Source organism: Pseudochelatococcus sp. B33 (assembly GCF_053570585.1).
Genome location: NZ_JBSEFH010000010.1, coordinates 52,522 through 78,019 on the forward strand (window position 1 = coordinate 52,522; position 25,498 = coordinate 78,019).

The window sequence follows — 25,498 nt, forward strand, 5'->3', positions numbered from 1 at the left end:
TCATCCTTTGCAAGTCTCATCCAAGGAGGGGCGCCGATGGACTGGCTTTCCTACCTCCCGTCGCTGGCGCGCGGCGCACTGGTCACCGCCGAGATCACCCTCGTCTCCATCGTGATCGGCGCGCTGCTGTCCTTCGTGGCGGGCATCGCCCGCGTCGAGGGCGGGCGGATCATCCGTCTGATCGCGCTGTGCTACATCGAAATCTTCCGCGGCACGTCGCTGCTGGTGCAGCTTTTCTGGCTCTATTACGCCCTGCCGCTGATCGGCTTCTCCTTCGGACCGGTGACGACGGGCATCGTCGGCCTGTCGCTGCACGCCGGCGGCTATGGGGCGGAGATCGTGCGCGGGGCGCTGCAGGCCGTGCCGCAGCAGCAGCTCGAGGCCGCGCGGGCGCTGAACTTCAGCCGCCGCCACACGCTGTTCCACATCGTGCTGCCGCAGTCGATCGTCGAGATGATGCCGGCCTTCTGCAATCTCGCCATCGACACGCTGAAGCTGTCGTCGCTGGTATCGCTGATCTCCATCGCCGATCTCACCTTCGAGGCGCAGTCGATCCGCAACCTGACCCTCGACAGCACCACGGTCTACACGCTGACGCTGGCGGGTTACTTCCTGATGGCGCTCGTCCTGGCGGCGGCCATGCGGCTCATCGAGCGGCTGGCGCGGCGCGGGGCGGCATTTCCGAAGGCGGCGCACGCATGATGTACGGCTATGCATGGGATACCGCGACGCCGTGGGATTTCGCCGTATCCATCCTGCCGATCCTGCTGATCGGCCTTACGGTGACGGTGCAGGCGGCGCTCGCGGGCTTCGCCATCGCCATTGTCGTGGGCCTCGTCTTCGCCCTGCTGCGCCGCAGCCGCATCAAGGCCATCGCGTGGACGATCGCGTTCGTGGTGGAGTTCCTGCGCGACACGCCGCTCTTGGTGCAGCTCTTCTTCCTCTACTACGTCCTGCCGGATTACGGCATCGTGATGCCGGCGTTCTTCACCGGCGTGCTGGCGCTCGGGCTGCAATATTCCGCCTACACGTCCGAGGTCTACCGGGGCGGCATCGACGCGGTGCCGCGCGGGCAGTGGGAGGCCGCGACCGCGCTGAACCTGCCGCGCCTCAGGATCTACCGCGACATCGTCATCCCGCAGGTGGTGCCGCGCATCGTCCCCTCCATGGGCAACTACGCGGTGGCGATGTTCAAGGAGACGCCGGTGCTGTCCGTCATCACCATTCTGGAGATGCTGGGCCTCGCCAACATGATCGGCGAGCAGACCTATCAATATCTCCTGCCGCTCACCATGGTGGGTCTCATCTTCCTGCTGCTGACGCTGATCTGCTCGGCGGCGATCCACCAGCTCGAACGCTGGCTGCCGAAGGCGGGCATTCCGCTGAAATGAGCGAGCCGCGAACGGAGGTCGTACTATGGAAGCCGCTATGACCACACAATCCCCGGCAGCGAGGCCGGAAGCCGCCGGTCCCATCATCCGCTTCGAGGGCGTGACCAAGCGTTTCGGCCCGCTCACGGTGCTGGACGATTTCAACTTCACCGTGGCCCCCGGCGAGAAGGTGACGCTGATCGGCCCTTCGGGGTCGGGCAAGTCCACGGTGCTGCGCATCCTGATGACGCTGGAGCCCTTTCAGGAGGGCTCGCTCACGCTGTGCGACCACAACTACCACCAGCCGGGAGGCAAGGGACCGTTCCAGGCCTCGGAAAAGCACCTGCAGACCATCCGCTGCAACGTCGGCATGGTGTTCCAGAGCTTCAACCTGTTTCCGCACATGAGCGTGTTGCGCAACATCACCGAAGCGCCGCGCGCCCACGGCGTCCCGCGCGCGGAGGCCGAGAGCCGGGCGCTCGGCCTGCTCTCCCTCGTGGGTCTCGCCGACAAGAAGGACCATTACCCCGCGCAGCTCTCGGGCGGGCAGCAGCAGCGGGTGGCGATCGCCCGCGCGCTCGCCATGCGCCCGCGCGTGCTGCTGTTCGACGAGCCGACCTCGGCGCTCGACCCGCAGCTCGTCGGCGAGGTGCTGGGCGTCATCCGCAGCCTCGCGCATGAGCATGACCTGACCATGCTTCTCGTCACCCACGAGATGCGGTTCGCGCGCGAGGTCTCGGACCGGGTGTGCTTCTTCAACAAGGGCCGCATCGTCGAGCAGGGCGACCCGGAGCGGATGTTCACCAATCCCGAGCGGCCGGAAACGCGGGCGTTCCTGCAATCCGTCCTCGGGTGAGGTTACTCCGCGATAGGGAATGCGAACCCCGCCTTGACCCGGTCCATCACCACGAGGGTCTTGAACCCCTTGATGTCGGGGTTCTCGTAGAAAAACCGGCGGGTGAACTGCTCGTAGTCCTCCATGTCGCGGGCGGTGACGACGAGGATGAAGTCGGCGTCGCCGGTGACGTAATAGCCGATCATCACCTCGCGGGTGTTGCGGATCGCCTGCTTGAACCGGTCGACGATGTCGGCGCGCTCGCGCTCCAGCGAGACGAGGACGATCATCGTGATCGGCCGGCCGGCCGCCTTCGGCGACACGACGGCGATGTCGGCCTCGATCACGCCGGTCTCCCGCAGGCGCTTCAGCCGTCTCTGGCAGGCGGTCGGCGACAGATGGGCGATCTTCGCCAGTTCCTCCGACGTCAGCCGGTTGTTGCGCTGCACGGCTTCTAGAAGCAGCGCGTCGGCACGATCGATCTCAGTCATGCAGAAATCCCGCGTTGATATCGGACAATGCGCATAAATCCTGCATACTGCCCGCTATAGTCGCCGTCAACCGACACGCCGCCAGGGCTATGATCGGGCAATGGAATGCGCAAGCTGGAGTATCCCGATGCGTGGCCTTGCTGTCGCCGCCCTGAAACGTCTCGAACGTCCCCATCTCATGGAGACCCGCGCCTTCATCCTGGGCGAATGGGTCGAGCGGCGGGAGACGATCCCCGTGATCGATCCCGCCACGGCTGAGCATCTGGCGGACGTCGCCGCATGCTCGGTCGAGGATGTGGACCGGGCGGTGGACGCTGCCGAGGCGGCCTTTCGCGCATGGCGCGACAGGTTGCCGGGCGAGCGCGGCGCCGTGCTGCGGGCGTGGGCCGAGGGCATGCGGCGCAACGCGCACGACCTCGCGGTGCTGATCACGGCCGAGCAGGGCAAGCCGCTGGCCGAGGCCCGGGGCGAGATCGCCTACGGGGCGCAGTTTCTCGACTGGTTCGCCGCCGAGGCCGAGCGCGCCTATGGCGAGACCATCCCGAGCCACCTGCGCGGCAGCCGGCTGTCGGTGCAGATGCAGCCCGTGGGGGTGGCCGTGGCCATCACGCCGTGGAACTTCCCCTGCGCCATGATCACCCGCAAGGCGGGCGCGGCGCTGGCGGCCGGCTGTTCCATGATCGTCAAGCCGGCGCCGGAAACGCCGCTCTCGGCGCTGGCGCTCGCGCGTCTCGCCGAGGAGGCCGGCGTGCCGGCAGGCGTCCTGCAGGTCATCACGGGCGAGGCGGCGCCGCTGGCACGCCGCCTGCTGGAGCACAGGGAAGTGCGGGCGTTCTCCTTCACCGGCTCCACCGAGATCGGCCGCCTGCTGCTCACCCAGTCGGCGCAGACCATCAAGAAGGCGTCGCTCGAACTCGGTGGCCACGCGCCGTTTCTGGTGTTCGACGATGCGCCCGTCGATAGCGCCGTGCGCGGCTGTCTCGATGCCAAGTTCGCCACCTCGGGGCAGGATTGCCTCGCCGCCAACCGCATCTACGTGCAACGGACGATCTACGAGCGCTTCGTCGCCGATTTCGCCCGCGCCGCGGCGCGCCTCAGGGTGGGCCACGGCCTTGGGGAGGGCGTCGACATCGGCCCCATGACCCGGCCCTCGGTCGCGCAGAAGTGCCGGCATCAGATCGCCGATGCGCTCGCGGCCGGCGCGCGCCTCGTGACCGGCGCGCAGGACAGCCCGCTCGGCGGCAATTTCGTCAGCCCCACCGTGCTGGCGGACGTGACGGACACCATGCTGATCGCCCGCGAGGAGACGTTCGGGCCGGTCGCGGCTATCCTGCCCTTCGACAGCGAGGCCGAGGCCGTCGCGCGGGCGAACGACACCGAGATGGGGCTTGCGGCCTACGTGTACACCACGGATCTGGCGCGCGCCATGCGCCTCACCGACCGCCTCGAATACGGCATGGTAGCGGTCAACACGCCGAAGTTCACCGGCGCGCCGATCCCCTTCGGCGGCTGGAAGCAATCCGGGCTCGGCCGCGAGGGATCGAGGCACGGCCTCGCCGAATATCTGGAGCCGAAATTTGTCTGCATCGGCGACATCGCAGCGTGAAAGGAAAACGACATGACATTGAGCATCAAGGATATCAGCGAGCTGGACCGGCGCAGCGTCCTGCATCCCTTCACGCAGCTCAAGGATTTCGCCACTGGTAAAATCGGCGACCCCACCATCGTCGATACCGGCAAGGGCATCCGCATCAAGGACGCCGGTGGGCAGGAGCTGATCGACGGCTTCGCCGGGCTCTACTGCGTCAACATCGGCTACGGGCGCACGGAGGTGGCGGAGGCCATCGCCCGCCAAGCCTACAAGCTCGCCTACTATCACACCTACGCCGCCCACACCACGGAGGAGCTCGCCGTCCTCTCCGACCGGCTCGTGCGCATGGCGCCGGGCAACGCGAGCAAGGTCTTCTACGGCATGTCGGGGTCTGACGCGAACGAGACGCAGGCCAAGCTCGTCTGGTACTACAACAACCTGCGCGGCAAGCCGCAGAAGAAGAAGATCATCTCCCGCGAGCGCGGCTATCACGGGTGCAGCGTCATCTCCGGCTCGATGACGGGCATGAGCTTCTATCACGACTATATGGACCTGCCGACCGGCAACATCCTGCACGCCGGCGTTCCGCACCACTACTGGGGCGCGCGGCCCGGCGAGACCGAAGTGGAGTTCTCGAACCGCCGCGCCGCCGAACTCGACGAACTGATCGAGCACGAGGGACCCGAGACAGTGGGCGCCTTCATCGGTGAGCCGGTGCTCGGCACGGGCGGCATCACGCCGCCGCCGGAAGGCTATTGGCCGGCGATCCAGGCCGTGCTGCGCAAGCACGACGTGCTGCTGATCGCCGACGAGGTGGTGACCGGCTTCGGCCGCACCGGGTCGCTGTTCGGCTCGCATCACTACGGCATCGAGCCCGATCTCATCACCGTCGCCAAGGGCCTCACCTCGGCCTACTTCCCCCTGTCGGCTTCCATCGTCAGCGAAAAGGTCTACGCGGTGCTGGAGGAGGGGGCGGACAGGGTCGGCGCGTTCTCGCACGGCTACACCTATTCCGGCCACCCCATCGGCGCGGCGGCGGCGAATGCGGTGCTCGACATCGTGGAGAAGGAGGACCTGCCCGGCAACGCGCGCGACACGGGGGCCTATTTCCAGGCCCGTCTGCGGGAGACCTTCGCCCAATTGCCCATCGTCGGCGAGGTGCGCGGCGTCGGCCTGATGGGGGCGATCGAGTTCGTGGCCGACCGCGACGGCAAGACGCGCTTCGACCCGGCGCTCAAGGTAGGGGCGCGCGTGTCGAAGGCCGCGCGCGACCGGGGGCTCATCGCGCGCGCCATGCCGCACGGCGACATCCTCGGCTTCGCGCCGCCGCTCGTCATCACCCGCGCGGAGGTCGACGAGGTCATCGCGATCGCCGAGGCGTCCGTCCGTCAGGTGCTGGACGAACTGGTCCGCGAGGGGCAGGCGGGCTGATCCGGCCCGGCCCCGGCCTGCCGGAGCCGGGCGGCCTGCCGATTTTCCGCACGCGCACGTCACAAATCGGGCCGGCCGATCGTCAAGCGGGTATACCGTCCTCGAAACGGAGAACCCCCGATGACGAATTCCGTGAACTACTACAAAGCCATTCCCGACGTTTTCGACGCGCTCATGCAGGTGAAGGCAGCCATCGGCACGCACGGCATCGATCCGACGCTCCACCATCTCGTCCATCTGCGCGCATCCCAGATCAACGGCTGCGCCTTTTGTGTGAAGATGCACACCAGGGAAGCGCGCGAGGACGGCGAGACGAACGAGCGGCTCGATCGGCTCGTGGTCTGGGAGCACGTCGACGACTTCTCTCCGCGGGAGCGCGCCGCGCTGGCCTGGACCGAGGCCCTGACCCAGCTCGACCGCGCGACCGACTATGCCCCCCTGCGTGCCGCGCTGCGCGAGCATTTCAGCGAGGTGGAGATCAGCGCATTGACGGCGACGATCGGCATGATCAATCTGTGGAACCGCATTCAGGTGTCCTTGCACTGAGATGGCCGATCAAGATTACGTCGACCTGTTCGAGGCGAGGCGCGGTTTCCTGACCGGCCTCGCCTACCGCATCGTCGGCTCGCTCGCCGAGGCCGAGGATGCGGTGCAGGACACGTTCCTCAAATGGAGCCAGGCGGACCGCGGCGCGATCGCGAACCCGGCCGCGTGGCTCACCGCCGCGTGCACGCGCCGCTCCATCGACATGCTGCGCGCGGCGCGGCGGGCGCGCGTGGACTATGTCGGCGTCTGGCTGCCGGAGCCGATCCAGACCGCGGCCGAGGACACGCCCGAAAGCGCATCCGAACTGTCCTCGTCGCTGTCGATGGCGTTTCTGCTGGTGCTCGAACGGCTCGCGCCCAAGGAGCGCGCGGCCTATCTGCTGCACGACATCTTCGATCGGCCCTATGCGGAGGTCGCGACCGCGCTCGGCGTGCAGGAGGCGGCCTGCCGCAAGCTCGTTTCGCGGGCGCGGATCAATATCGGCAAGGCGGAGAGCCGCAACCCGGTGCCGCCGGAGCGGCAGGAGGAACTGCTGGCGGCGTTCCGGCAGGCGATCGCCACCGGCGCGACCGGAGAGCTCGCCGCGCTCATGTCCGGGGATGTCGCGCTCAGGGCCGACGGCGGGGGCAAGGTGCCCGCCGCGCGCCAGCCGCTCACGGGCAAGGCAAGCGTGCTCGATTTCATCACCGGCACGCTCGGCGTGTTCTGGAAAACCTATGCATGGCATCCCGCCGACATCAACGGCGTGCGCGGGGCCCTGCTGTCGCAGGATGGCGCGGTGGTGGGCGCGGTCAGCTTCGCCTGCGACGGGGAGGGCCGCCTCGCCGACATCTTCATCATGCGCAATCCGGACAAGCTCGTCCGCATCGCGCGGTCGGCGGCTTCCCTGCGGTGAGGGGATCTTGCCGGCCGCCGGCTCGGGCGCCGCTGCCGGGAAGGCTCACGGGCCGGGACGCGCCTCTCCGCTCGGCGCATGCGCGACCGGGGCGGAGCGGGCGAGGCCGCCGAAGGCGTCGAGCAGCCGCTCGCGCCAGAGGAAGACGGGGTCGTCCTCGGCCAGCAGCTCCGTGGCGCTGGTGCAGCGCGCCCACATGAACGCGCCGAACACGCAATAATCCGCATAGGCCGGCGTCGCGCCGGACAGGAAGTCCTGTTCCCGCAGAGTGCGGCGCAGCGGCGCCAGCACTTCGCGCAGCGCCGCCAGATGCGCCGGCCGGTCGGCGACGACGGCCTCCAGGCTCTGGCCGAAGCGCTTTTCCCGTGAGGCGCGGAAATAGTCGCGGTTGGCCTCATCGAGGCAATCGTGGATATCGCGCAGGATGAGGCGGATGAGGGCCGGCACCAGCGCCCCGTCCGCCCAGTCGTTCACGAAGCGCGTGAGCGCGACCACGCCCGCGCCGGCGCCGGGAAACAGATGCGGCGCATCGGGATAGCGCTCCTCCAGATGCAGCGCGATCCGCCAGGAATCGGACACGGCCTCGCCGTGGTCGACCAGCACCGGCACGGTGGTCGATCCGGAGAAGGCGATCGTCTCCTTCTCGATGAAGCGCCACGGCCGCCGTTCGGCCTCGAGGCCCTTGTGGGCCAGCGCCATCCGCGTCTTCCAGCAATGCGGACTGAAGCGTATCGCCGGATCGGCGGCGGCAAGTTCGTAAAGCACGATGCCCATGGGTCGCCCCGTCGTCGTGGTGGTTCTCGCGGTTCTTCGGGCGCATGATAGCACGGTGCGGACGCGCCGGCTTCAGATATCGAACTGCTCCGGCCAGTCGCGGAAAAGCGCCACCTGCCCCTCGCGGCGCAGCGCCCTGACGCGGGCGAGGTCGATGTCTCCATGGAGCCAGCGGCTCGTTGCGGTGCAGATCGCCTCGCTCTCGGCGAAGACGCCGTCGGGCGGCATGCCGCGGTCGGCCGGCACGTAGAGGGCGGCGCGGCCGTAATTCTCGTCGACCGCCGGCGACCACGGGGCCATGCCCGCCGTCGATGAGACGAGCACCGCGAACTGGTTTTCGAGCGCGCGCGCCTGCGCGCCGATGCGCACGCGGTGATAGCCGGCCTCGGTATCCGTGCAGCTCGGCGCGAGAACGAGATCGGCCCCCATCTCCGCGAGCCGCCGGGCCGGGATCGGAAACTCGTTGTCGTAGCAGATCAGGATGCCGAGCCGGCCGAAGGGCGTATCGAAGACGCGCAGCCCCTCGACGCCGCCGGCGATGAACCACTGCTCCCGCTCGAAGCGGGTCATGACAAGCTTGTCCTGATGGCCGAGCGGTCCGTCCGGGCCGAACAGGAAGGCGCGGTTGCGGTATTTCCCGTCCGGGTCCAGCACCGGGGCCGAGCCGGGGCAGAAATGGACGCGGTGCCTGCGGGCGACGTCGGCGGACAAGGCGAGCCAGCGGGGAATGAGCGGCTGGATGCCGGCGATCGACTTGGCGAGGTCGCCGCGCTCGTCCTCCGGCAGGAGGCCCGTCAGCGCCATGGCGGCGTATTCCGGCAGCAGCAGCAGCTCGGCCCCGTTGCCGGCGGCCTCGGCCGAAAGCGTATCGAGATGCGCCGCATAGGCTTCCCAGCCATCGAACAGCGATATCGCATACTGGCAGGAGGCGAAGGCCACCATCACCGGATCTCCTTCAGCCAGAACGACATCGGCTTGGCGGTTTCCGTGTCGTCGCCGACGTCGCGCCAGGTGAACGCGGTGCGCAGCTCCGGATGATGGCGATAGCCGCGCCGGTTCCAGAATGCATCGAGCGGCTCGTAACCGGCGGGCCGCAGCGGATGGTCGGCGGGGCGCTCCACGGCGCAGAAGCAGCAATAGTCGAAGCGGCCGAGACGGCGGGCGTGGGCCTCCCGCTCCTCGAAGAAGCGCACGCCGATCCCCCGCCCGCGATAGGCGGACAGCAGCACGGACTCGCCGAAATAGAAAATGCGTTCGGGGTTCCAGCCGCCGTCGAGGAAGGGCGCCTTGAACGCCTCCGTCTCCTCGCCCATGGGAATGCCCGTCGAGGCGCCGACGACCGTCTCGCCGTCGAGCGCCAGCACGAAGAGGCTTTCCACTGACCGGGCATAGGTCGCGAGGTAGCGCCGCTCGTAGTCCTCCGTTCCCTCGTAGAGATAGGGAAAGGCGCGGAACACCGTGATGCGCAGGCGCGCGAGATCGTCGATATAGGGGGCCGCCGCCTCGCCCTGCCGAACGATTATCTGCATCTTCGCTCCCCTTTCCTGCCACCCCCGGATACTGGTATAGAGTATCTTCGAATCGTTATCCATCGGATTTGCGGGAAGGGGACACCATGAGCGCCGGCGAGACCATCCGCGCCTATTACGACGCCTTCAACCGGGGGGACGTGGAAGGCTTCCTCGCCCTGCTCACCGAGGACGTGGTGCACGACATCAACCAGGGCGAGCGGCAGATCGGCAAGGAGGCCTTCCGGGCCTTTCTCGATCGCATGAACCGCAGCTATCGGGAAACGCTGACCGACATCGTCATTCTGGAAGGCGCGGACGGGACGCGCGGCGCAGCGGAGTTCGTCGTCCACGGCGCGTATCTGCAGACCGACGAGGGCCTGCCGGAGGCGAAGGGGCAGCAATACGTCCTGCCGGCGGGCGCGTTCTTCGAGATCCGCGACGGCAAGGTCGCCCGCATCACCAATTACTACAACCTCAACAACTGGATCGCCCAGGTCGGCGGGTGAGCGGCCGGCCGGGGGACCCGGCGGCGGACGGAAGGGAATGGTATATAGTCATCCGGCCGAGGGGAGGTCTCATGCCGCATTCGCCCGAGGAGAAGAAGCGCGCCCTGACGCGCCTGCGCCGGATCAGAGGGCAGGCCGAGGCTCTGGAGCGCGCGGTGGCGGCCGGCACCGAATGCGGCGCGCTGCTGCAGCAGATCGCGGCGTTGCGCGGCGCGGCCAACGGACTGATGGCCGAAGTGCTGGAAAGTCATCTGCGTGAAACCTTCGGGCGGCAGCGTGACGAGGCCGGCATAGCCGTGCCGGAGCCGGAGGCGGATATCGACGCGATCATGCGGCTGCTGCGGACCTATCTCAGATAACGCGGCCGAACGGGTTTTGGGAAACAGAGCGGATTGCGCGCTTGTCGAATCGGGGTCTGTTGCGCAACCCGCTCTCATTTCTATCGTTTTCCGCAACTTGCGTTTAATTTGATGCTCAGATCAAACGCAAACTGCTTTAGCGAACCGGAAGGGAACATCGTCATGAAATCACGTGCAGCCGTTGCCTGGGAGGCGAACAAGCCGCTGTCGATCGAGACCGTCGAGGTCGACGGGCCGAAGGCTGGCGAGGTGCTGGTCGAGATCATCGCGACCGGCGTCTGCCATACCGACGCCTATACCCTGTCGGGACTGGATTCGGAGGGCAAGTTCCCTGCGATCCTCGGCCACGAGGGGGCCGGCATCGTGCGCGAGGTCGGGGAGGGCGTCACCGCGCTGAAGCCGGGCGACCACGTCATCCCGCTCTACACGCCCGAATGCCGCCAGTGCAAGACGTGCCTGTCGCGCCGCTCCAACCTCTGTACCGCGATCCGCGCGACGCAGGGGCAGGGGCTGATGCCGGACAGGACGACGCGCTTCGCCTGCGACGGCGGCGAGGTGTTCCACTACATGGGCTGCTCGACGTTCTCGAACTTCACGGTGCTGCCCGAGATCGCGGTGGCGAAGGTGCGCGAGGACGCGCCGTTCGACAAGATCTGCTACATCGGCTGCGGCGTCACCACCGGCATCGGCGCGGTGATCTACACCGCGAAGGTGTGGCCGGGGGCGAATGTCGTCGTGTTCGGCCTCGGCGGCATCGGCCTCAACGTCATTCAGGGCGCGCGCATGGTGGGCGCCGACAGGATCATCGGCGTGGACATCAACCCGGCCAAGCGCGCCATGGCCGAGAAGTTCGGCATGACGGACTTCGTCAATCCGATCGAAGTGGGCAACGACAAGGTGGTGCAGGCCATTCAGGACCTCACCGACGGCGGGGCCGACTTCTCGTTCGACGCCACAGGCAACGTCAACGTGATGCGCCAGGCGCTGGAATGCTGCCACAGGGGCTGGGGCGAATCCATCATCATCGGCGTGGCGGAGGCGGGCAAGGAGATCGCGACGCGCCCGTTCCAGCTCGTCACCGGCCGCGTCTGGAAGGGCACGGCCTTCGGCGGCGCGCGCGGGCGCACCGACGTGCCGAAGATCGTCGACTGGTACATGGACGGCAAGATCAACATTGACGACCTGATCACCCACACCATGCCGCTCGACGAGATCAACACGGCCTTCGACCTGATGCACGAGGGCAAGTCGATCAGGTCCGTCGTTACGTTCTAACGCCTTGATTTTGAGCGAATTCCTGTCGATCAAATGATTCCATTTGATCGGAACGCGCTCCAAGCAGCCGCCGGTGGTCCGGCGCGGCCCGCAACGCATGACGGAAGGGTGAGACACGATGAAGCAGATATCGGCCAGCAAGGCCTTTGGCGGCGTCCAGCACGTCCATTCCCACGCGTCGGACGCCTGTGGGTGCGACATGACCTTCGCGCTCTACCTCCCGCCCCGGGCACAGGGCGAGAAGGTGCCGCTGCTGTGGTATCTGTCGGGGCTCACCTGCACCCATCAGAACGTCATGGACAAGGGCGAGTACCGCCGCGCGGCCTCGGCGCTCGGCGTGGCGGTGATCTGCCCGGACACGAGCCCGCGCGGCGAGGACGTGCCGGACGAGAAGGACAACTGGCAGTTCGGCCAGGGCGCTGGCTTCTACCTCGACGCGACACAGGCGCCGTATTCCCGGCACTATAACATGCAGCGCTATATCCTGTCGGAACTGACCGACCTCGTAGGGGCGGAATTTCCCGTCGACCTCGGCCGGCAGGGCATCTTCGGCCATTCGATGGGCGGGCATGGCGCGCTGACGCTCGCGCTCAAGCACCCGCAGCGCTTCCGGTCGGTCTCGGCCTTCGCGCCAATCGTCCAGCCCTCGACCGCCGACTGGTCGCGGCCCGCCTTCGAAAAATATCTCGGCACCGAGGCGGCGAACTGGCGGGCCTACGACACCGTCAGCCTGATCGAAGACGGTTTTCGGGTGGACGAGATCCTGGTCGACCAGGGCTCCGCCGATCCGTTCCTCGCCAACGGATTGCGGCCGTGGCTTCTGCTCAAGGCGTGCCTCGAAGCGGACATCGCGCTGTCGCTGAACGCCCGCGACGGCTACGATCATTCCTACAATTTCATCTCGACCTTCATGGCCGACCACATAGCCTGGCACGCGGAACGCCTGGGGCGTTGACGTCTCGCGGGCGGGTCACTCGAAAGCGAGAACGGCGCCGGCGGCGAGGCGGGCGGGCACCAGCAGGGCGCCGTCCGGCCGCGCCGTGAAACCGATGCCGCCCCGTTCCAGCGCCTGACGCGCGGTCGCGCGCGAGGCTGTCCGCAATACCAGTGCGATCTTCCGGTCGGCCGTGTCCGTTCCGGCCGGGAGGTTGTCGCCGAACGCGGCCCGGACGGCGTCGGGCCGCAGGTAGTCGATATCCGCCCCCTCGGCACGGAACCTTTGTCCGCCTTCGATGGCCTCGATCCGGTCCGCTCCGAAGATGTCGGCGAGCAGACCGACCGAGCGCGCCGGATCGCGGGCGGCGATCACGAGGCGCGCGACCCCCGTCGCGGCATTGGGATGGCGCTGCCACTCGCTGCGCCAGACGAGATCGGGGTCGAGATGCTGGCAGAAGAAGATGCGTCCGCTCTCCGCCGCGCGGGGATCGAGATGGACGATGCCGAAGCGCGCGTCGCGCGTGGTGCCGTCCGGCAGCTCCACCGGACGCGACAGCGCCAGCGGGGCTCCGTCCTTCAGCGGGATGCGCCGGGCGCGGAGATCGGCGTCCAGCGCCCCGGCGTCGTCCGCCCTGAAGGCGAGGCCCGCCAGGCCCGTCACATCTCCCCAGGCACCCGCGGCCTTCTCCGCATTCTGCGGCTCGTATCCGACCAGTTCCAGATAGTCGTCGCCGAATACCGCCAGATGGTTGCTCGATCCCAGCGAATGGTGGCCGCGCGGGGTCAGGACAAAGCCGAGGCGCTCGTAGGTTCGCACGGCCTCGTCGAGCCTGTCGTTGACGTTCACCAGCACGTGGTCGATGCGTGGAATGAGCCTCGTCATGATCGTCCTCATCGGCGGGAAGGGGCCGGGCGGCATAGTGCAACGCGGCGCACGGCCGTGTCCAGCGGCGGATGGGCCGGTAGCCAGGGCCGGCTTCGGCCGCTATTGTTTCATCCACGGCAGAAGTCATTTAACATTTGCGCCAATTGTTATTGATGTCGGCGCGGGGGAGACATCTAGCGAAGCATGGAACCCGGGAGGCACGAATGGCCAGGATAGATCGTTTTGGTTTGGCGATAGATGAGGAGCTGCACGACTTCCTCGTGAAGGAGGCGCTGCCCGGCACGGGTGTCGATGCCGACCGTTTCTTCTCCGCGTTCTCGCAGATCGTGCACGATCTCACGCCCAGGAATCGCGACCTGCTCGCGAAGCGCGACGCCCTGCAGGCGAAGCTCGACGACTGGTATCGCGCCAACGGCGCGCCGGCCGATCAGGACGCCTATGAGAATTTCCTGCGCGAGATCGGCTACCTGCTGCCGGAAGGCCCCGATTTCAGCGTCTCGACCGAGAACGTCGACCCCGAGATCGCCGAGATCGCCGGGCCGCAGCTCGTCGTGCCGGTCTCGAACGCCCGCTATGCGCTCAACGCCGCCAACGCCCGCTGGGGCTCGCTCTATGACGCGCTCTATGGCACGGACGCCATTCCCGAAACGGACGGCGCCGAGAAGGGCAAGGGCTACAATCCGGTGCGCGGCGCGAAGGTCATCGCCTGGGTGCGCGATTTCCTCGACGAGTCCGTGCCGCTTGCCGGCGCGAGCTGGACGGACGCTGCCTCGTTCACCGTGGCGGCGGGCGCGCTCACCGTCACGCTGCGCAACGGCGCAACGGCGGCGCTCGCCGTTCCGGCGCAGTTCGCCGGCTACCTCGGCGACATTGCAGCACCTTCCCGCCTGCTCTTCAGCAAGAACGGCCTGCATGTCGAGATCCTGATCGACGCCGCGGCCGCGATCGGCAAGGACGACCCGGCGCACATCGCCGATGTCTGGCTGGAGTCGGCGATCACCACGATCATGGACTGCGAGGATTCGGTCGCGGCCGTGGACGCCGAGGACAAGGTCGTCGTCTACCGCAACTGGCTCGGCCTGCTGAAGGGCGACCTCACCGAGGAGGTGACCAAGGGCGGCAAGACCTTCACCCGCGCGCTCAACCCGGACACGGAGTACACGGCCCCCGACGGCTCCGGCTTCGTGCTGAAGCGCCGCTCGCTCATGCTGGTGCGCAACGTCGGCCATCTGATGACCAACCCCGCGGTGCTCGACCGGGAAGGTCGCGAGGTGCAGGAGGGCATCCTGGACGCGCTCGTCACGGTGCTGATCGCACTCCATGACATCGGCCCCAACGGCCGGCGGCAGAACTCGCGCAGCGGCTCCGTCTACGTGGTGAAGCCGAAGATGCACGGCCCGGAAGAGGTCGCCTTCACGTCCGAGCTGTTTTCGCGTGTGGAGGAGGCGCTGGGGCTGCCGGCCAACACGATCAAGGTGGGCATCATGGACGAGGAGCGCCGCACGACGGTCAACCTCAAGGCGTCGATCCGCGAGGCACGCGAACGCGTCGCGTTCATCAACACGGGCTTCCTCGACCGCACCGGCGACGAGATCCACACCTCGATGGAAGCCGGCCCCATGATCCGCAAGGGCGACATGAAGCAGGCGCCGTGGATCGCCGCCTACGAGAACTGGAACGTCGACATCGGCCTCGAATGCGGCCTGTCGGGCCACGCGCAGATCGGCAAGGGCATGTGGGCCATGCCGGACCTGATGGCCGCCATGCTGGAACAGAAGATCGCCCACCCGAGGGCCGGCGCCAACACCGCGTGGGTGCCCTCGCCGACGGCGGCGACCCTGCACGCGACCCATTACCACAAGGTCGACGTCGCGGCCGTGCAGGAGAACCTCCGGAGCCGCCCGCGCGCCAGGCTCTCCGACATCCTCTCCGTGCCGGTGGCGACGCGGCCGAACTGGACGGCGGAGGAAATCCAGCGCGAGCTCGACAACAACGCCCAGGGCATCCTCGGCTACGTCGTGCGCTGGATCGATCAGGGCGTGGGCTGCTCCAAGGTGCCGGACATCAACAACGTCGGCCTGATGGAAGACCGCGCGACGCTGCGCATCTCCGCCCAGCACATCGCCAACTGGCTGCATCACAACGTGGTGAGTCGGGAGCAGGTGCTGGAGACCTTCCGGCGCATGGCGGCCGTTGTCGATGGCCAGAACGCCGGCGATCCGCTCTATCGGCCGATGGCCGCCGATTTCGACGGCTCCGTCGCCTTCCAGGCGGCGCTCGATCTGGTGCTGAAGGGCCGCGAGCAGCCCAACGGCTACACCGAGCCGGTGCTGCACGCCCGCCGGCTGGAGCTGAAGGCGAAGCTCGCCGGCTGATTCAATCGAGGAAAGGCCGATGAGCCATGCTCATCGGCCTTTCGTATTTTAGAGGCTCTTGGCCAGCTCGCGCAGCCTGAACTTCTGGATCTTGCCCGTCGAGGTCTGCGGCAGCTCGGTGAAGACCACCGTGCGCGGACACTTGAACCGGGCGAGATGCTCGCGGCAATGGGCGAGCAGTTCCTCCTCCGTCGCCGTGGCGCCGGGTTTCAGGTGGACATAGGCCACGGGCGTCTCGCCCCATTTCTCGTCCGGCTTGGCGACGACGGCGCAGGCACCGACGGCCGGATGCCGGTAGAGCGCGTCCTCGACCTCGATCGAGGATATGTTCTCGCCGCCCGAGATGATGATGTCCTTGGAGCGGTCCCTGAGCTGGATGTAGCCGTCCGGGTACAGGACGCCGAGATCGCCCGAATGGAACCAGCCGCCGGCGAACGCCTCCTCGGTGGCGGCGGCGTTCTTGAGATAGCCCTTCATGACGATGTTGCCGCGGAACACCACCTCGCCGATGGTCTCGCCATCGGCGGGCACCTTCTCCAGCGTGACCGGGTCGATCACCGCGATGTCGTCCAGAGCGGCGTAGCGCACGCCCTGGCGCGCCTTCTTCGCCGCGCGGGCCTCGCTGTCGAGCGCATCCCACTCCGGCTGCCACTCGTTGACGACGGACGGGCCATAGGTCTCGGTCAGCCCGTAGAGATGGGTGACGGCAAAGCCCGCCTCCGCCATGCCGGCGAGCACCGATTCCGGCGGCGGCGCGGCGGCGGTGTTGAACGTCACCGTCTGCGGGAAGGTCCGCTTGTCGGCGGCCGGGGCGCTGAGCAGCGCCGACATGACGATCGGCGCGCCGCACAGATGCGTGACGCCGTGGTCGGCGATGGCGGCATAGATCGCCTTCGCCCGCACCCAGCGCAGGCACACGTGCGTGCCCGCCGTCAGCGCCAGCGTCCACGGGAAGCACCAGCCGTTGCAGTGGAACATCGGTAGCGTCCACAGATAGACCGGATACCGGCCGAGCCCGGCGTGGATCGTGTTGGTGTAGGCCATCAGCGCCGCGCCGCGGTGATGGTAGACCACGCCCTTGGGATTGCCGGTGGTGCCCGACGTGTAGTTGAGGGCGATGGCGTCCCATTCGTCGTCGGGGCGCAACCAGGCGAAGTCCTCGTCGCCGGAGGTCACGAAATCCTCGTAGTCGAGGGTGCCGATGCGCTCCTGCTTGGGATAGGGCGCGTCGTCGCCATATTCCGGATCGTCGAAGTCGATGACGAGCGGCTTGACGCTGGCGAGGGCGAGCGCCTCCTTCACGACGCCGGCGAACTCGCGGTCGACGATGAGCACTTTCGTCTCGGCATGGTCGAGCTGGAAGGCGATGATGGGCGCGTCGAGCCGCGTGTTGAGCGAATGCAGCACGGCCTTGACCATCGGCACGCCGAAATGCGCCTCCAGCATGGGCGGGGTGTTGGACAGCATCACCGACACGGTGTCGCCCTTGCCGATGCCGTGCCTGGCCAGCGCCGAGGCGAGCCTGAGCGAACGGCGCCAGAATTCGCCGTACGTCCAGCGCGCTGCGCCGTGGATGATGGCCACCTGGGAGGGAAACACCTTCGCCGCGCGCTCCAGGTAGGAAAGAGGCGTCAGCGGCTGGTAATTGGCCGGGTTCTTGTCGAGATCGGTGGCGTATGGATTGGACATGAGGCTTCCTCCGTGTGGCGCGATTATGCACAGTTGCAGACAGGCGTCATCACGCCGAAAGTTGAAGGCCCGCGCCGATCAGAACCCTCTTTCCTTCACGGCCTGCATGACGACGTAGGTCGACGTGCTGGCGACGTGGGGCAGGTTCGATATCTTCTCGCCGAGCACGAGGCGGTAATTCCTGATGCTCGCCGTGCGCACCTTCAGCAGATAGTCGAACGCGCCCGCGATCATGTGGCATTCCTCGACCTCGCGCAGCCGGCGCACCGCCGCGTTGAATTCCTGCAGCGCCTGTTCGCGCGTGTCCGAGAGCTTAACCTCGGTGAAGGCGATGTGATCGAGGCCGAATTGCTGCGGATTGAGGACGGCGCTGAAACCGATGATGTAGCCCTGGTCGACGAGGCGTTTCAGGCGCGCCTGACAGGGCGTCTTCGACAGGCCGACCCGCGCCGACAGGCTGGTGATGGACATGCGCCCGTCCTCGCTCAGCGCCGCGATGATTTTTCTGTCGATCTGGTCGAGTTGCGCTGTATCGGGCGGATTCATCATCCGATTTTCCTGAAAATGCATCGAATAATGGATAAATTACCTGCCTCTGCCGATAATTCAAGCGAGAATGGCGTGACGGACGGTGCTATTCTCTTCGGGTCGGGAAAATGAACGAGGGGCCGTATAGCGATGGCAGACAGTCCGGAGATCACGGCGGGGAATGCATCCGGGGCGGCGCGTGCCGACGCCGCCGCGCGGGATGTGTTCGCCGCGTTCGCGCCGCCGGTGCGGCAGCAAGGCGCGCTCCGGCGCGCTGTCACGGCGGCCTATCGGCTGCCGGAGCCGCAGTGCGTGGCGCCCCTCATCGAAGCGGCGACGCTGGGGGCTGAAACGCGGGCGCGCATCGCCGCGACCGCGAGCGCGCTGATAACGGCCCTGCGCGGCAAGCACAGGGGCTCCGGCGTCGAGGGGCTGGTGCAGGAATATGCACTCTCCAGCCAGGAGGGCGTGGCGCTGATGTGCCTGGCCGAGGCCCTGCTGCGCATTCCCGACACCGCCACGCGCGACGCGCTCATCCGCGACAAGATCGCCACCGGCGACTGGCGCTCGCATCTGGGCACGGGCAGGTCGCTGTTCGTCAACGCGGCGACGTGGGGGCTCGTGGTCACCGGCAAGCTCACCGCGACGGTGAAGGAGCGCGGTCTCGCCTCGGCGCTGACGAGGCTCATCGCCCGCTGCGGCGAGCCGGTCATCCGCCACGGCGTCGACATGGCGATGCGGCTGATGGGCGAGCAATTCGTCACCGGCCAGACCATCGACGAGGCGCTGCGGCGCGCGCGCGAGCTGGAGGAGAAGGGCTTTCGCTACTCCTACGACATGCTCGGCGAGGCCGCGACCACCGCCGCCGACGCGCGCCGCTACTACGAGGCTTACGAGAACGCCATCCACGCCATCGGCAAGGCATCGGCGGGGCGGGGCATCCATGACGGTCCCGGCATCTCGATCAAGCTCTCGGCGCTGCATCCCCGCTACGCCCGCGCGCAGGCCGGGCGCGTCATGGCCGAGCTGCTGCCGCGGGTGAAGGCGCTGGCGGGACTCGCGAAAGGCTACGACATCGGTCTCAACATCGACGCCGAGGAGGCGGACAGGCTGGAACTGTCGCTCGACCTGCTGGAGGAGCTCGCCCTCGATCCGGACCTTGCCGGCTGGGACGGCATCGGCTTTGTGGTGCAGGCCTACGGCAAGCGCTGCCCGGCCGTGATCGACTATCTCATCGACCTCGCGCGCCGGGCCGGGCGGCGCATCATGGTGCGTCTGGTGAAGGGAGCCTACTGGGACGCGGAGATCAAGCGCGCCCAGGTCGACGGCCTCGCGGATTTCCCGGTGTTCACCCGCAAGAACCACACCGACGTGTCCTATATCGCCTGCGCCCGCAAGTTGCTCGCCGCGACGGATGCGGTGTTCCCGCAGTTCGCGACCCACAATGCGCAGACCCTCGCCACGGTCTATCATCTGGCGGGCGAGGTGGCGGGCGCGCCGTTCAGCACCGGCCAGTACGAGTTCCAGTGCCTGCACGGCATGGGTGAACCCCTCTACGAGGAGGTCGTCGGGCCGGACAAGCTCGACCGTCCCTGCCGCATCTACGCGCCGGTCGGCACGCACGAGACGCTGCTCGCCTATCTGGTGCGCCGCCTGCTGGAGAACGGCGCCAACGCCTCCTTCGTGCACCGGATCGGGGATCCGGCCGTGTCGGTGGCGGAGCTCGTCGCCGATCCGGTCGATCTGGCGAAGGCGCTGCCCGTCGTGGGGGCGAAACACGAGCAGATCGCGCTGCCGGAAGACCTGTTCGGGGCGTCCCGGAAAAACTCCGCCGGCCTCGACCTGTCGAACGAGGCGACGCTCGCGGAACTCGGCGAGACGCTGCGCGCGGGCGTGGCGACCGACTGGTCGGCGGTTCCGCTGCTCGCGGATGGCGAGGGCGCGGGCGAGGCGCGCGAGGTGCGCAATCCGGGCGACCGCCGGGATATCGTCGGCCGGGTGGTCGAGACGTCGGATGCGGACGTCTCGCGCGCGGTCTCCCTCGCTGCCGGGGCGGCGCAGGAATGGGCGCGGGAGCCGGTCACCGAGCGCGCAGCGGCGCTCGAACGCGCCGCCGACATCATGCAGGCGCGCATGCCGGCCCTGCTCGGGCTCATCGCCCGCGAGGCGGGAAAATCCCTGCCCAACGCCATCGCGGAGGTGCGCGAGGCGATCGATTTTCTGCGCTACTATGCCGAACGGGCGCGCGCGACGCTCACGCCCGCCCATGCGCCGATCGGCCCCGTCGTCTGCATCAGCCCGTGGAACTTCCCGCTCGCCATCTTCACCGGCCAGATCGCGGCGGCGCTCGTCGCGGGCAATCCGGTGCTGGCGAAGCCGGCGGAAGAGACGCCGCTGATCGCGGCCGAGGGCGTGCGCATCCTGCACGCGGCCGGCGTGCCGCGCGGCGCGCTCCAGCTGCTGCCCGGCGACGGGCGCGTGGGGGCGGCGCTCGTCGCGGCCCCCGAAGTCCAGGGCGTGATGTTCACCGGCTCCACCGAGGTGGCGCGGCTCATCCAGAAGACGTTGGCCGGCCGGCTGTCGGCGAGGGGCAAGCCCGTCCCGCTGATCGCGGAGACGGGCGGGCAGAACGCGCTCATCGTGGATTCGTCCGCGCTCGCCGAGCAGGTCGTCGCCGACGTCATCGTCTCCGCCTTCGACAGCGCCGGCCAGCGCTGCTCGGCGCTGCGCGTGCTCTTCCTGCAGGAGGAGATCGCCGAGCGCACGCTCGCGATGCTGAAGGGGGCACTGCACGAGCTCTCCATCGGCCGCACGGACCGGCTCGCCGTCGATGTCGGCCCGGTCATCACCGAGGAGGCGAAGGAGACCATCGCGGCGCATGTCGAGAAGATGCGCGGCCTCGGCGCTTCCATCGAGCAGATCCATCCCGCCGGCGAGACCCGGCACGGCACGTTCGTGCCGCCGACCATCATCGAGATCGACTCGCTCGCGCAGCTGACGCGCGAGGTGTTCGGGCCCGTGCTGCATGTCGTCCGCTACCGGCGCGAGGAGATCGATGCGGTGATCGACGCCATCAACGCCACCGGCTACGGCCTCACCTTCGGCCTGCACACGCGCCTCGACGAGACCATCGCCCATGTCACGTCCCGGGTGGAGGCGGGCAATCTCTACGTCAACCGCAACATCATCGGCGCGGTCGTCGGCGTGCAGCCGTTCGGCGGACGCGGGCTGTCGGGCACCGGGCCGAAGGCGGGCGGGCCGCTCTATCTCGGGCGCCTCGTCGCCACGCCGCCGGACCTGCCCCGGGACGGCGCCCCGCCTCCCGACCCGGCGCTGGCCGATTTCGCCGGCTGGCTGGAGGCGCAAGGCGCGGCCGGGGAAGCCGCGGCGGCGCGGCACGCAGGCGGCCGCTCGCTTGTCGGGCTCGCGCGCGAGCTGCCGGGGCCGGTGGGCGAGCGCAACCTCTATGCGCTGCGCCCGCGCGGACGGGTTCTGGTTCTTCCTCAGACGCGCGCGGGCTTCATCCGCCAACTGGCGGCGGCCCTCGCCACCGGCAACAGCGTCGTGGCGGATGCGGCGAGCGGGCTGGAGAGCGGCTTTCCGGACCTGCCCGCGAGCGTGCGCGCGCGGCTCACCTGGTCACGCGACCTGCCGGCAGCAGGCCCCTATGCGGGCGCGCTGATCGAAGGGGACGGCGCGCGCACCCGCGCGGTTGCCGGGGCCATCGCGGCGCTGCCGGGGCCGCTCTTTCCCGTGCAGGCCGCCGCCAGCGAGGCGCTGGCGGCCGATCCCGACGCGTATTGCCTCGACTGGCTGGCGGAGGAAGTGTCGACCTCGATCAACACCACTGCCGCCGGCGGCAACGCCACGCTGATGGCCATCGGCTGAGGCGGAATGTCGCCGTCCATCATCAACAGCTCGGGCCACGCCCCCCGGCCCGCCGCCGTCGGGCGCGGCTCTGACAGCCATGCGGGTGGCTTCCTCTCGCGAACAGGCGCGATAGCATTCGGTGTCGATATTCATGTATTCATGGTGTTCATCGACATATAAAGTTTTATTAACTTGCGCATTATAATAATTATAAACAATATTATTGATGGCATGTTGCAGACATGCACTATTTGATCGGGGTTGGAAGCGATATCTTTCGTCCAAATCAACTGGATGAAAGTATGCAGCCATGAGCATGGTATCGGGACCGGTGTCCGCACCGGGGATCGGCAGGCGGGTATTGTTGATGACGGCCAGCCTGCTTGCGCTGACTTCCCACGCGCTGGCGCAGCAGGCCGGCGATACCCGGCAGAACGGCGCGAATGCCGTCGTTCTCGATACCGTCGTCGTCGAGGGCACGGCCGAAACGGCGACCGGCCCGGTCGACGGCTACATCGCCCGCCGCTCGGCGACGGGCACGAAAACCGACACCCCGCTGATTGAGACGCCGCGCTCCATCAGTATCATCCCGCGCCAGCAGATCGTCGACCAGGGCGCGCAGAGCGTCTCGCAGGCCCTGCGCTATTCGGCCGGCATCGTCTCGGAAACGCGCCCCACCAACGGCCGCTACGACAGCATCTTCCTGCGCGGTTTCGGCGGCGGCGGCACGCAGGCGGCCTACATCAATTTTCTCGACGGGCTGAAACTGCCGCGCGGCATTTCCTATGCCATCCCGTCCATCGAAGTCTACGGGCTGGAGCGCATCGAAATCCTGCGCGGCCCGGCCTCGGTCCTGTTCGGCCAGGTGAGCCCGGGCGGCATCGTCAACCAGATCAGCAAGCGCCCGCAATCCACGCCGCACGGGGAGATCCAGCTGCAGGGCGGCACGTGGAACCGCCTGCAGGGCGCCTTCGACATCGGCGGGCCGGTCGATCCGCAGAAGACGCTGCTCTACCGCATCGTCGGGCTCGCGCGCCAGGCGGACACGCAGGTGGACCACACCAAGGAAGAGCGCATCTTCATCGCCCCCTCGCTGACATGGCAGCCGACGGCGGATACGTCGCTGACGATCCTCTCCAGCTACCAGCGCGATCCCGAGACGGGTTTCTACGGCGGCCTGCCGGCGCTCGGCACCCGGCTGCCCAACCCTTATGGCCGCATGGGCAGTTCGTTCTTCCCAGGCGATCCGATTTTCGAGGGCTTCAGCCGCGACACGGCCCAGATCGGCTATCAGTTCTCGCATCGCGTCAACGACACGTGGACGGTGCGCCAGAACGCGCGCTTCCAGCATATCGAATCCACCTTCAAGACCCTGTCGTCCCTCGGCCTTGCCGCGGACCAGCGCAACATCAACCGGCGTCCGACCTATTCGCGCGAGCGCTCGAACAGCGTCGTCATCGACAACCAGGTCGAGGCGCGCTTCGAGACCGGCGCGCTGAGCCACACCGCGCTGTTCGGTCTCGATTACCAATACGGCTGGGCCAACCGGTCGCTGGGCAGCGGCGGCACGGCGCGGACGCTCGACTTCACCCGGCCGATCTATTACCAGCCGTTCACGCCGCCGCCGCTCGCCTATACCGACCGGGAGCAGAACCAGCTCGGCCTCTACGCGCAGGACCAGATCCGGCTCGGCAAGTGGGCCTTCCTGGTGGGCGTGCGTCAGGACTGGGTGGAAACGCGCCAGAGGGCGCAGGCGAACCCCGAAAGTTCCACTTTCAACCGCACGAAGGAAACGGACGACGCCTTCAGCGGCAATGCCGGCGTCGTCTACCTGTTCGACAACGGCCTTGCGCCCTACGCCAGCTTCTCGACCTCGTTCGAGCCGGTGAGCGGCACGGATTTTCAGGGCAACACGTTCGACCCCTCCGAGGGCGAGCAATACGAGATCGGCCTGAAGTACCAGCCGACCGGCCGCAACAGCTTCATCCGGCTCTCGGCCTTCAACCTGACGCAGACGAACGTGCTGACGTCGGACCCCGTCAACCCCACCTTCAGCGTGCAGACCGGCGAAATCCGCTCGCGCGGCTTCGAGGCCGAGGTGCGCGCCAATCTCTTCGAAGGGCTCGATCTGATCGGCGCCTACACGTTCATCGACGCCAAGATCACCAAGGACAACAACGTCAACACGCTCGGGCGCACGCCGGTGGGCGTGCCCAAGCACATGGCCTCGCTCTGGGGCCATTACACGGTGTCGCAGGGCGCGCTGCGCGGCCTCTCGTTCGGCGCCGGCGTGCGCTACATCGGCGTGACGCCGGGCGACAGCACGGGATGGTTCAACGTGGCCGGCTATCCGCCGGTGCGCGCCACCGTGCCGGCCTATACGCTCGTCGACGCGGTGATCTCCTACGACCTCGGCGCGCGGTTCGACGAGCTGAAGGGCTTCAACCTGGCGGTCAACGCCAACAATCTGTTCGACAAGGAATACATCTCGGGCTGCTACGCCGTGAACAACGGCTGCGTCTACGGCCCGCGGCGCACCATCCTCGGCACCCTGTCCTACCGCTGGTAGGACGAGGGCACCGGCAAGGGCCGCCGGCGGTTACGCCGGCACCTCCTGACCCAGCGGTGGCAGGCCGCAGGCAACGAAGAAGACCGATAACGACGCATTGAAGGCGCTCCGTTTGAGGTTGCGCGACGTCTCGGACAGGGTAAGGATTTCGCACGCAATCTTATTGACCTCGCGCATGTCGAGCGGCCGGCTGGTGCCGGGATCGACAATAACGTGTAGATTTTTATGAATATTTTCCATCTTTTTCAGGTTCTGGCGAAGCTTTGCGACGGCTGTCGTGATCGGCTGTTCATGCTGCGTGCTATCCGAAGCAGCGACTTTTTGAGCTGAAGGCTCATGCGCTATTTCGGGAGCCGCCCCGTCCGGCCTATGTTCGGAGTCCGGGGCTGCTTTTGCGGTGAGATCGTGGAGGCTTTCGCGGGTATCCGAAATGCATTGTTGAACGTGCTGGCCGAGAGTCCAACGCAAGTCATCCCGGATCTTTTTATTGGCCTGGCCGTCGCGGATCCAGGAAACGATCCTGCCGAACAGGTCCGCAAGCCAGTTGCCGCTCGTTCTCGCCATGAGATTGCCCTCCACGACACCCGCGCTGGCGTCGGCAAGGGCGGCGAAGGCGTATCCCTTGCCCGCGACGTCGTTGGCGACCGTTTGAAACAGCTTCAGCTTGGACTCGTGATCGGGGACGGACGTTTCGGAAGAGGCATAGGCTCCGAACGAACCCTGCGGCGGAGAGATACGGACGGCGGAAATCGATTCAGACATGATAATCCTCACTCAATCAATAGGAAAAGAAATAAAATTCGGAGGAAGGAGTGTTTTATTGCAGTTAATAGATTCTTATAATATGCAATTAATCTTTATATCGAATACTTTTTATGAAATGATGCATTTCATTTATAAATGGAAGCCTATTTTTTGAAAAAATATACGCAATGTTGCCAATATATACCCCGGCAATTATGTCCTAAATAAGGTGCGGTCACGTATCCCGGCCCCTGGGCCGGGCGGTGCACGGCCGAAAATGTCTCACTGAAATCTGATGTATCAGATGTTGACAGATC

Annotated in this window: 22 protein-coding genes; 14 read left to right on the top strand and 8 right to left on the bottom strand. The window is 67.1% G+C overall.

Features of this window, described 5'->3' with window-relative positions:
* Window positions 1-36 precede the first annotated feature (36 nt).
* From ehuC to ehuA, 3 genes are read left to right on the top strand one after another with little or no spacing between them, the layout of a single operon-like run.
* Window positions 37-702 (top strand): ectoine/hydroxyectoine ABC transporter permease subunit EhuC, encoded by a 666-nt coding sequence (gene ehuC, locus ACUSIJ_RS12615; protein WP_449308753.1) that lies wholly within the window; start codon window positions 37-39, stop codon window positions 700-702.
* The gene (gene ehuD, locus ACUSIJ_RS12620) at window positions 699-1,391 is read left to right on the top strand and encodes an ectoine/hydroxyectoine ABC transporter permease subunit EhuD (protein WP_449308754.1); all 693 of its coding nucleotides are present in this window, start codon (window positions 699-701) and stop codon (window positions 1,389-1,391) included. Before ehuC ends, ehuD begins: the two co-directional genes overlap by 4 nt.
* 37 nt (window positions 1,392-1,428) lie before the next feature.
* A complete protein-coding gene (gene ehuA, locus ACUSIJ_RS12625; protein WP_449308755.1) occupies window positions 1,429-2,226 on the top strand; it encodes an ectoine/hydroxyectoine ABC transporter ATP-binding protein EhuA in 798 nt (265 codons plus the stop codon).
* A 2-nt stretch (window positions 2,227-2,228) separates the two neighbouring features.
* On the opposite strand, the gene ACUSIJ_RS12630 is transcribed toward ehuA, so the two are convergent.
* Window positions 2,229-2,696, bottom strand: coding sequence for an Lrp/AsnC family transcriptional regulator (locus ACUSIJ_RS12630; protein ID WP_449308756.1), 468 nt, complete (start codon window positions 2,694-2,696; stop codon window positions 2,229-2,231).
* Window positions 2,697-2,823: 127 nt separating this feature from the next.
* Here ACUSIJ_RS12630 and ACUSIJ_RS12635 point away from each other — a divergent pair, with 127 nt between their 5' ends.
* The 4 genes from ACUSIJ_RS12635 (at window position 2,824) to sigJ (ending at window position 7,159) form a co-directional block, all read left to right on the top strand.
* Window positions 2,824-4,302 (top strand): NAD-dependent succinate-semialdehyde dehydrogenase, encoded by a 1,479-nt coding sequence (locus tag ACUSIJ_RS12635; protein ID WP_449308757.1) that lies wholly within the window; start codon window positions 2,824-2,826, stop codon window positions 4,300-4,302.
* Between the two features lie 12 nt (window positions 4,303-4,314).
* Window positions 4,315-5,718, top strand: coding sequence for an aminotransferase (locus tag ACUSIJ_RS12640; protein ID WP_449308758.1), 1,404 nt, complete (start codon window positions 4,315-4,317; stop codon window positions 5,716-5,718).
* 120 nt (window positions 5,719-5,838) lie between these two features.
* Window positions 5,839-6,264: a carboxymuconolactone decarboxylase family protein gene (locus ACUSIJ_RS12645; protein ID WP_449308759.1), complete on the top strand. Its 426-nt coding sequence runs from the start codon at window positions 5,839-5,841 to the stop codon at window positions 6,262-6,264.
* A gap of 1 nt (window position 6,265) precedes the next feature.
* Window positions 6,266-7,159: an RNA polymerase sigma factor SigJ gene (gene sigJ / locus ACUSIJ_RS12650; protein WP_449308760.1), complete on the top strand. Its 894-nt coding sequence runs from the start codon at window positions 6,266-6,268 to the stop codon at window positions 7,157-7,159.
* A gap of 45 nt (window positions 7,160-7,204) precedes the next feature.
* Here sigJ and ACUSIJ_RS12655 read toward each other — a convergent pair whose 3' ends face one another.
* The 3 genes from ACUSIJ_RS12655 to ACUSIJ_RS12665 form a co-directional block, all read right to left on the bottom strand.
* Window positions 7,205-7,933, bottom strand: coding sequence for a glutathione S-transferase family protein (locus ACUSIJ_RS12655; protein ID WP_449308761.1), 729 nt, complete (start codon window positions 7,931-7,933; stop codon window positions 7,205-7,207).
* A 72-nt stretch (window positions 7,934-8,005) separates the two neighbouring features.
* On the bottom strand, window positions 8,006-8,875 hold the full coding sequence (locus tag ACUSIJ_RS12660; protein ID WP_449308762.1) for a carbon-nitrogen hydrolase family protein: 870 nt from the start codon (window positions 8,873-8,875) through the stop codon (window positions 8,006-8,008).
* Window positions 8,875-9,462 carry a GNAT family N-acetyltransferase gene (locus tag ACUSIJ_RS12665; RefSeq protein ID WP_449308763.1) on the bottom strand — a complete coding sequence of 196 codons (588 nt, stop codon included), beginning with the start codon at window positions 9,460-9,462 and terminating at the stop codon, window positions 8,875-8,877. Before ACUSIJ_RS12665 ends, ACUSIJ_RS12660 begins: the two co-directional genes overlap by 1 nt.
* Window positions 9,463-9,548: 86 nt before the next feature.
* On the opposite strand from ACUSIJ_RS12665, the gene ACUSIJ_RS12670 reads away from it, so the two are divergent.
* The 4 genes from ACUSIJ_RS12670 (at window position 9,549) to fghA (ending at window position 12,539) form a co-directional block, all read left to right on the top strand.
* Window positions 9,549-9,950: a ketosteroid isomerase-related protein gene (locus ACUSIJ_RS12670; protein WP_449308764.1), complete on the top strand. Its 402-nt coding sequence runs from the start codon at window positions 9,549-9,551 to the stop codon at window positions 9,948-9,950.
* A gap of 71 nt (window positions 9,951-10,021) precedes the next feature.
* Window positions 10,022-10,309, top strand: a complete 288-nt coding sequence (locus tag ACUSIJ_RS12675; protein ID WP_449308765.1) for a metal-sensing transcriptional repressor — start codon at window positions 10,022-10,024, stop codon at window positions 10,307-10,309.
* Between the two features lie 162 nt (window positions 10,310-10,471).
* Window positions 10,472-11,584 carry an S-(hydroxymethyl)glutathione dehydrogenase/class III alcohol dehydrogenase gene (locus ACUSIJ_RS12680; protein ID WP_449308766.1) on the top strand — a complete coding sequence of 371 codons (1,113 nt, stop codon included), beginning with the start codon at window positions 10,472-10,474 and terminating at the stop codon, window positions 11,582-11,584.
* A gap of 118 nt (window positions 11,585-11,702) precedes the next feature.
* Window positions 11,703-12,539, top strand: coding sequence for an S-formylglutathione hydrolase (gene fghA, locus ACUSIJ_RS12685; RefSeq protein ID WP_449308767.1), 837 nt, complete (start codon window positions 11,703-11,705; stop codon window positions 12,537-12,539).
* 15 nt (window positions 12,540-12,554) lie between these two features.
* On the opposite strand, the gene ACUSIJ_RS12690 is transcribed toward fghA, so the two are convergent.
* Complete coding sequence (locus ACUSIJ_RS12690; RefSeq protein ID WP_449308768.1) at window positions 12,555-13,403, bottom strand: VOC family protein; 849 nt, start codon at window positions 13,401-13,403, stop codon at window positions 12,555-12,557.
* Window positions 13,404-13,609: 206 nt separating this feature from the next.
* Between ACUSIJ_RS12690 and ACUSIJ_RS12695 the strand changes: the two genes are divergently transcribed.
* Window positions 13,610-15,781, top strand: coding sequence for a malate synthase G (locus ACUSIJ_RS12695; RefSeq protein ID WP_449308769.1), 2,172 nt, complete (start codon window positions 13,610-13,612; stop codon window positions 15,779-15,781).
* Between the two features lie 48 nt (window positions 15,782-15,829).
* On the opposite strand, the gene ACUSIJ_RS12700 is transcribed toward ACUSIJ_RS12695, so the two are convergent.
* Both ACUSIJ_RS12700 and ACUSIJ_RS12705 read right to left on the bottom strand, forming a co-directional pair.
* On the bottom strand, window positions 15,830-17,470 hold the full coding sequence (locus ACUSIJ_RS12700) for an acyl-CoA synthetase (protein ID WP_449308770.1): 1,641 nt from the start codon (window positions 17,468-17,470) through the stop codon (window positions 15,830-15,832).
* A 78-nt stretch (window positions 17,471-17,548) separates the two neighbouring features.
* Complete coding sequence (locus ACUSIJ_RS12705) at window positions 17,549-18,019, bottom strand: Lrp/AsnC family transcriptional regulator (RefSeq protein WP_449308771.1); 471 nt, start codon at window positions 18,017-18,019, stop codon at window positions 17,549-17,551.
* A gap of 129 nt (window positions 18,020-18,148) precedes the next feature.
* Here ACUSIJ_RS12705 and putA point away from each other — a divergent pair, with 129 nt between their 5' ends.
* Window positions 18,149-21,886 carry a trifunctional transcriptional regulator/proline dehydrogenase/L-glutamate gamma-semialdehyde dehydrogenase gene (gene putA, locus ACUSIJ_RS12710; protein ID WP_449308772.1) on the top strand — a complete coding sequence of 1,246 codons (3,738 nt, stop codon included), beginning with the start codon at window positions 18,149-18,151 and terminating at the stop codon, window positions 21,884-21,886.
* Between the two features lie 292 nt (window positions 21,887-22,178).
* A complete protein-coding gene (locus ACUSIJ_RS12715; RefSeq protein ID WP_449308773.1) occupies window positions 22,179-24,437 on the top strand; it encodes a TonB-dependent siderophore receptor in 2,259 nt (752 codons plus the stop codon).
* Between the two features lie 30 nt (window positions 24,438-24,467).
* Here ACUSIJ_RS12715 and ACUSIJ_RS12720 read toward each other — a convergent pair whose 3' ends face one another.
* Window positions 24,468-25,199: a hypothetical protein gene (locus tag ACUSIJ_RS12720; protein WP_449308774.1), complete on the bottom strand. Its 732-nt coding sequence runs from the start codon at window positions 25,197-25,199 to the stop codon at window positions 24,468-24,470.
* Window positions 25,200-25,498: the final 299 nt, after the last annotated feature.

Coding starts and splice junctions, on each gene's coding strand:
- ACUSIJ_RS12670 (WP_449308764.1), top strand. CDS start 9,549: ATGAGCGCCGGCGAGACCATCCGCGCCTATTACGACGCCTTCAACCGG.
- ehuC (WP_449308753.1), top strand. CDS start 37: ATGGACTGGCTTTCCTACCTCCCGTCGCTGGCGCGCGGCGCACTGGTC.
- ACUSIJ_RS12630 (WP_449308756.1), bottom strand. CDS start 2,696: ATGACTGAGATCGATCGTGCCGACGCGCTGCTTCTAGAAGCCGTGCAG.
- ACUSIJ_RS12645 (WP_449308759.1), top strand. CDS start 5,839: ATGACGAATTCCGTGAACTACTACAAAGCCATTCCCGACGTTTTCGAC.
- ACUSIJ_RS12715 (WP_449308773.1), top strand. CDS start 22,179: ATGAGCATGGTATCGGGACCGGTGTCCGCACCGGGGATCGGCAGGCGG.
- ACUSIJ_RS12690 (WP_449308768.1), bottom strand. CDS start 13,403: ATGACGAGGCTCATTCCACGCATCGACCACGTGCTGGTGAACGTCAAC.
- ACUSIJ_RS12675 (WP_449308765.1), top strand. CDS start 10,022: ATGCCGCATTCGCCCGAGGAGAAGAAGCGCGCCCTGACGCGCCTGCGC.
- ACUSIJ_RS12700 (WP_449308770.1), bottom strand. CDS start 17,470: ATGTCCAATCCATACGCCACCGATCTCGACAAGAACCCGGCCAATTAC.
- ACUSIJ_RS12635 (WP_449308757.1), top strand. CDS start 2,824: ATGCGTGGCCTTGCTGTCGCCGCCCTGAAACGTCTCGAACGTCCCCAT.
- ACUSIJ_RS12720 (WP_449308774.1), bottom strand. CDS start 25,199: ATGTCTGAATCGATTTCCGCCGTCCGTATCTCTCCGCCGCAGGGTTCG.
- ACUSIJ_RS12655 (WP_449308761.1), bottom strand. CDS start 7,933: ATGGGCATCGTGCTTTACGAACTTGCCGCCGCCGATCCGGCGATACGC.
- putA (WP_449308772.1), top strand. CDS start 18,149: ATGGCAGACAGTCCGGAGATCACGGCGGGGAATGCATCCGGGGCGGCG.
- sigJ (WP_449308760.1), top strand. CDS start 6,266: ATGGCCGATCAAGATTACGTCGACCTGTTCGAGGCGAGGCGCGGTTTC.
- fghA (WP_449308767.1), top strand. CDS start 11,703: ATGAAGCAGATATCGGCCAGCAAGGCCTTTGGCGGCGTCCAGCACGTC.
- ACUSIJ_RS12660 (WP_449308762.1), bottom strand. CDS start 8,875: ATGGTGGCCTTCGCCTCCTGCCAGTATGCGATATCGCTGTTCGATGGC.
- ACUSIJ_RS12705 (WP_449308771.1), bottom strand. CDS start 18,019: ATGATGAATCCGCCCGATACAGCGCAACTCGACCAGATCGACAGAAAA.
- ACUSIJ_RS12695 (WP_449308769.1), top strand. CDS start 13,610: ATGGCCAGGATAGATCGTTTTGGTTTGGCGATAGATGAGGAGCTGCAC.
- ehuA (WP_449308755.1), top strand. CDS start 1,429: ATGACCACACAATCCCCGGCAGCGAGGCCGGAAGCCGCCGGTCCCATC.
- ACUSIJ_RS12680 (WP_449308766.1), top strand. CDS start 10,472: ATGAAATCACGTGCAGCCGTTGCCTGGGAGGCGAACAAGCCGCTGTCG.
- ACUSIJ_RS12640 (WP_449308758.1), top strand. CDS start 4,315: ATGACATTGAGCATCAAGGATATCAGCGAGCTGGACCGGCGCAGCGTC.
- ehuD (WP_449308754.1), top strand. CDS start 699: ATGATGTACGGCTATGCATGGGATACCGCGACGCCGTGGGATTTCGCC.
- ACUSIJ_RS12665 (WP_449308763.1), bottom strand. CDS start 9,462: ATGCAGATAATCGTTCGGCAGGGCGAGGCGGCGGCCCCCTATATCGAC.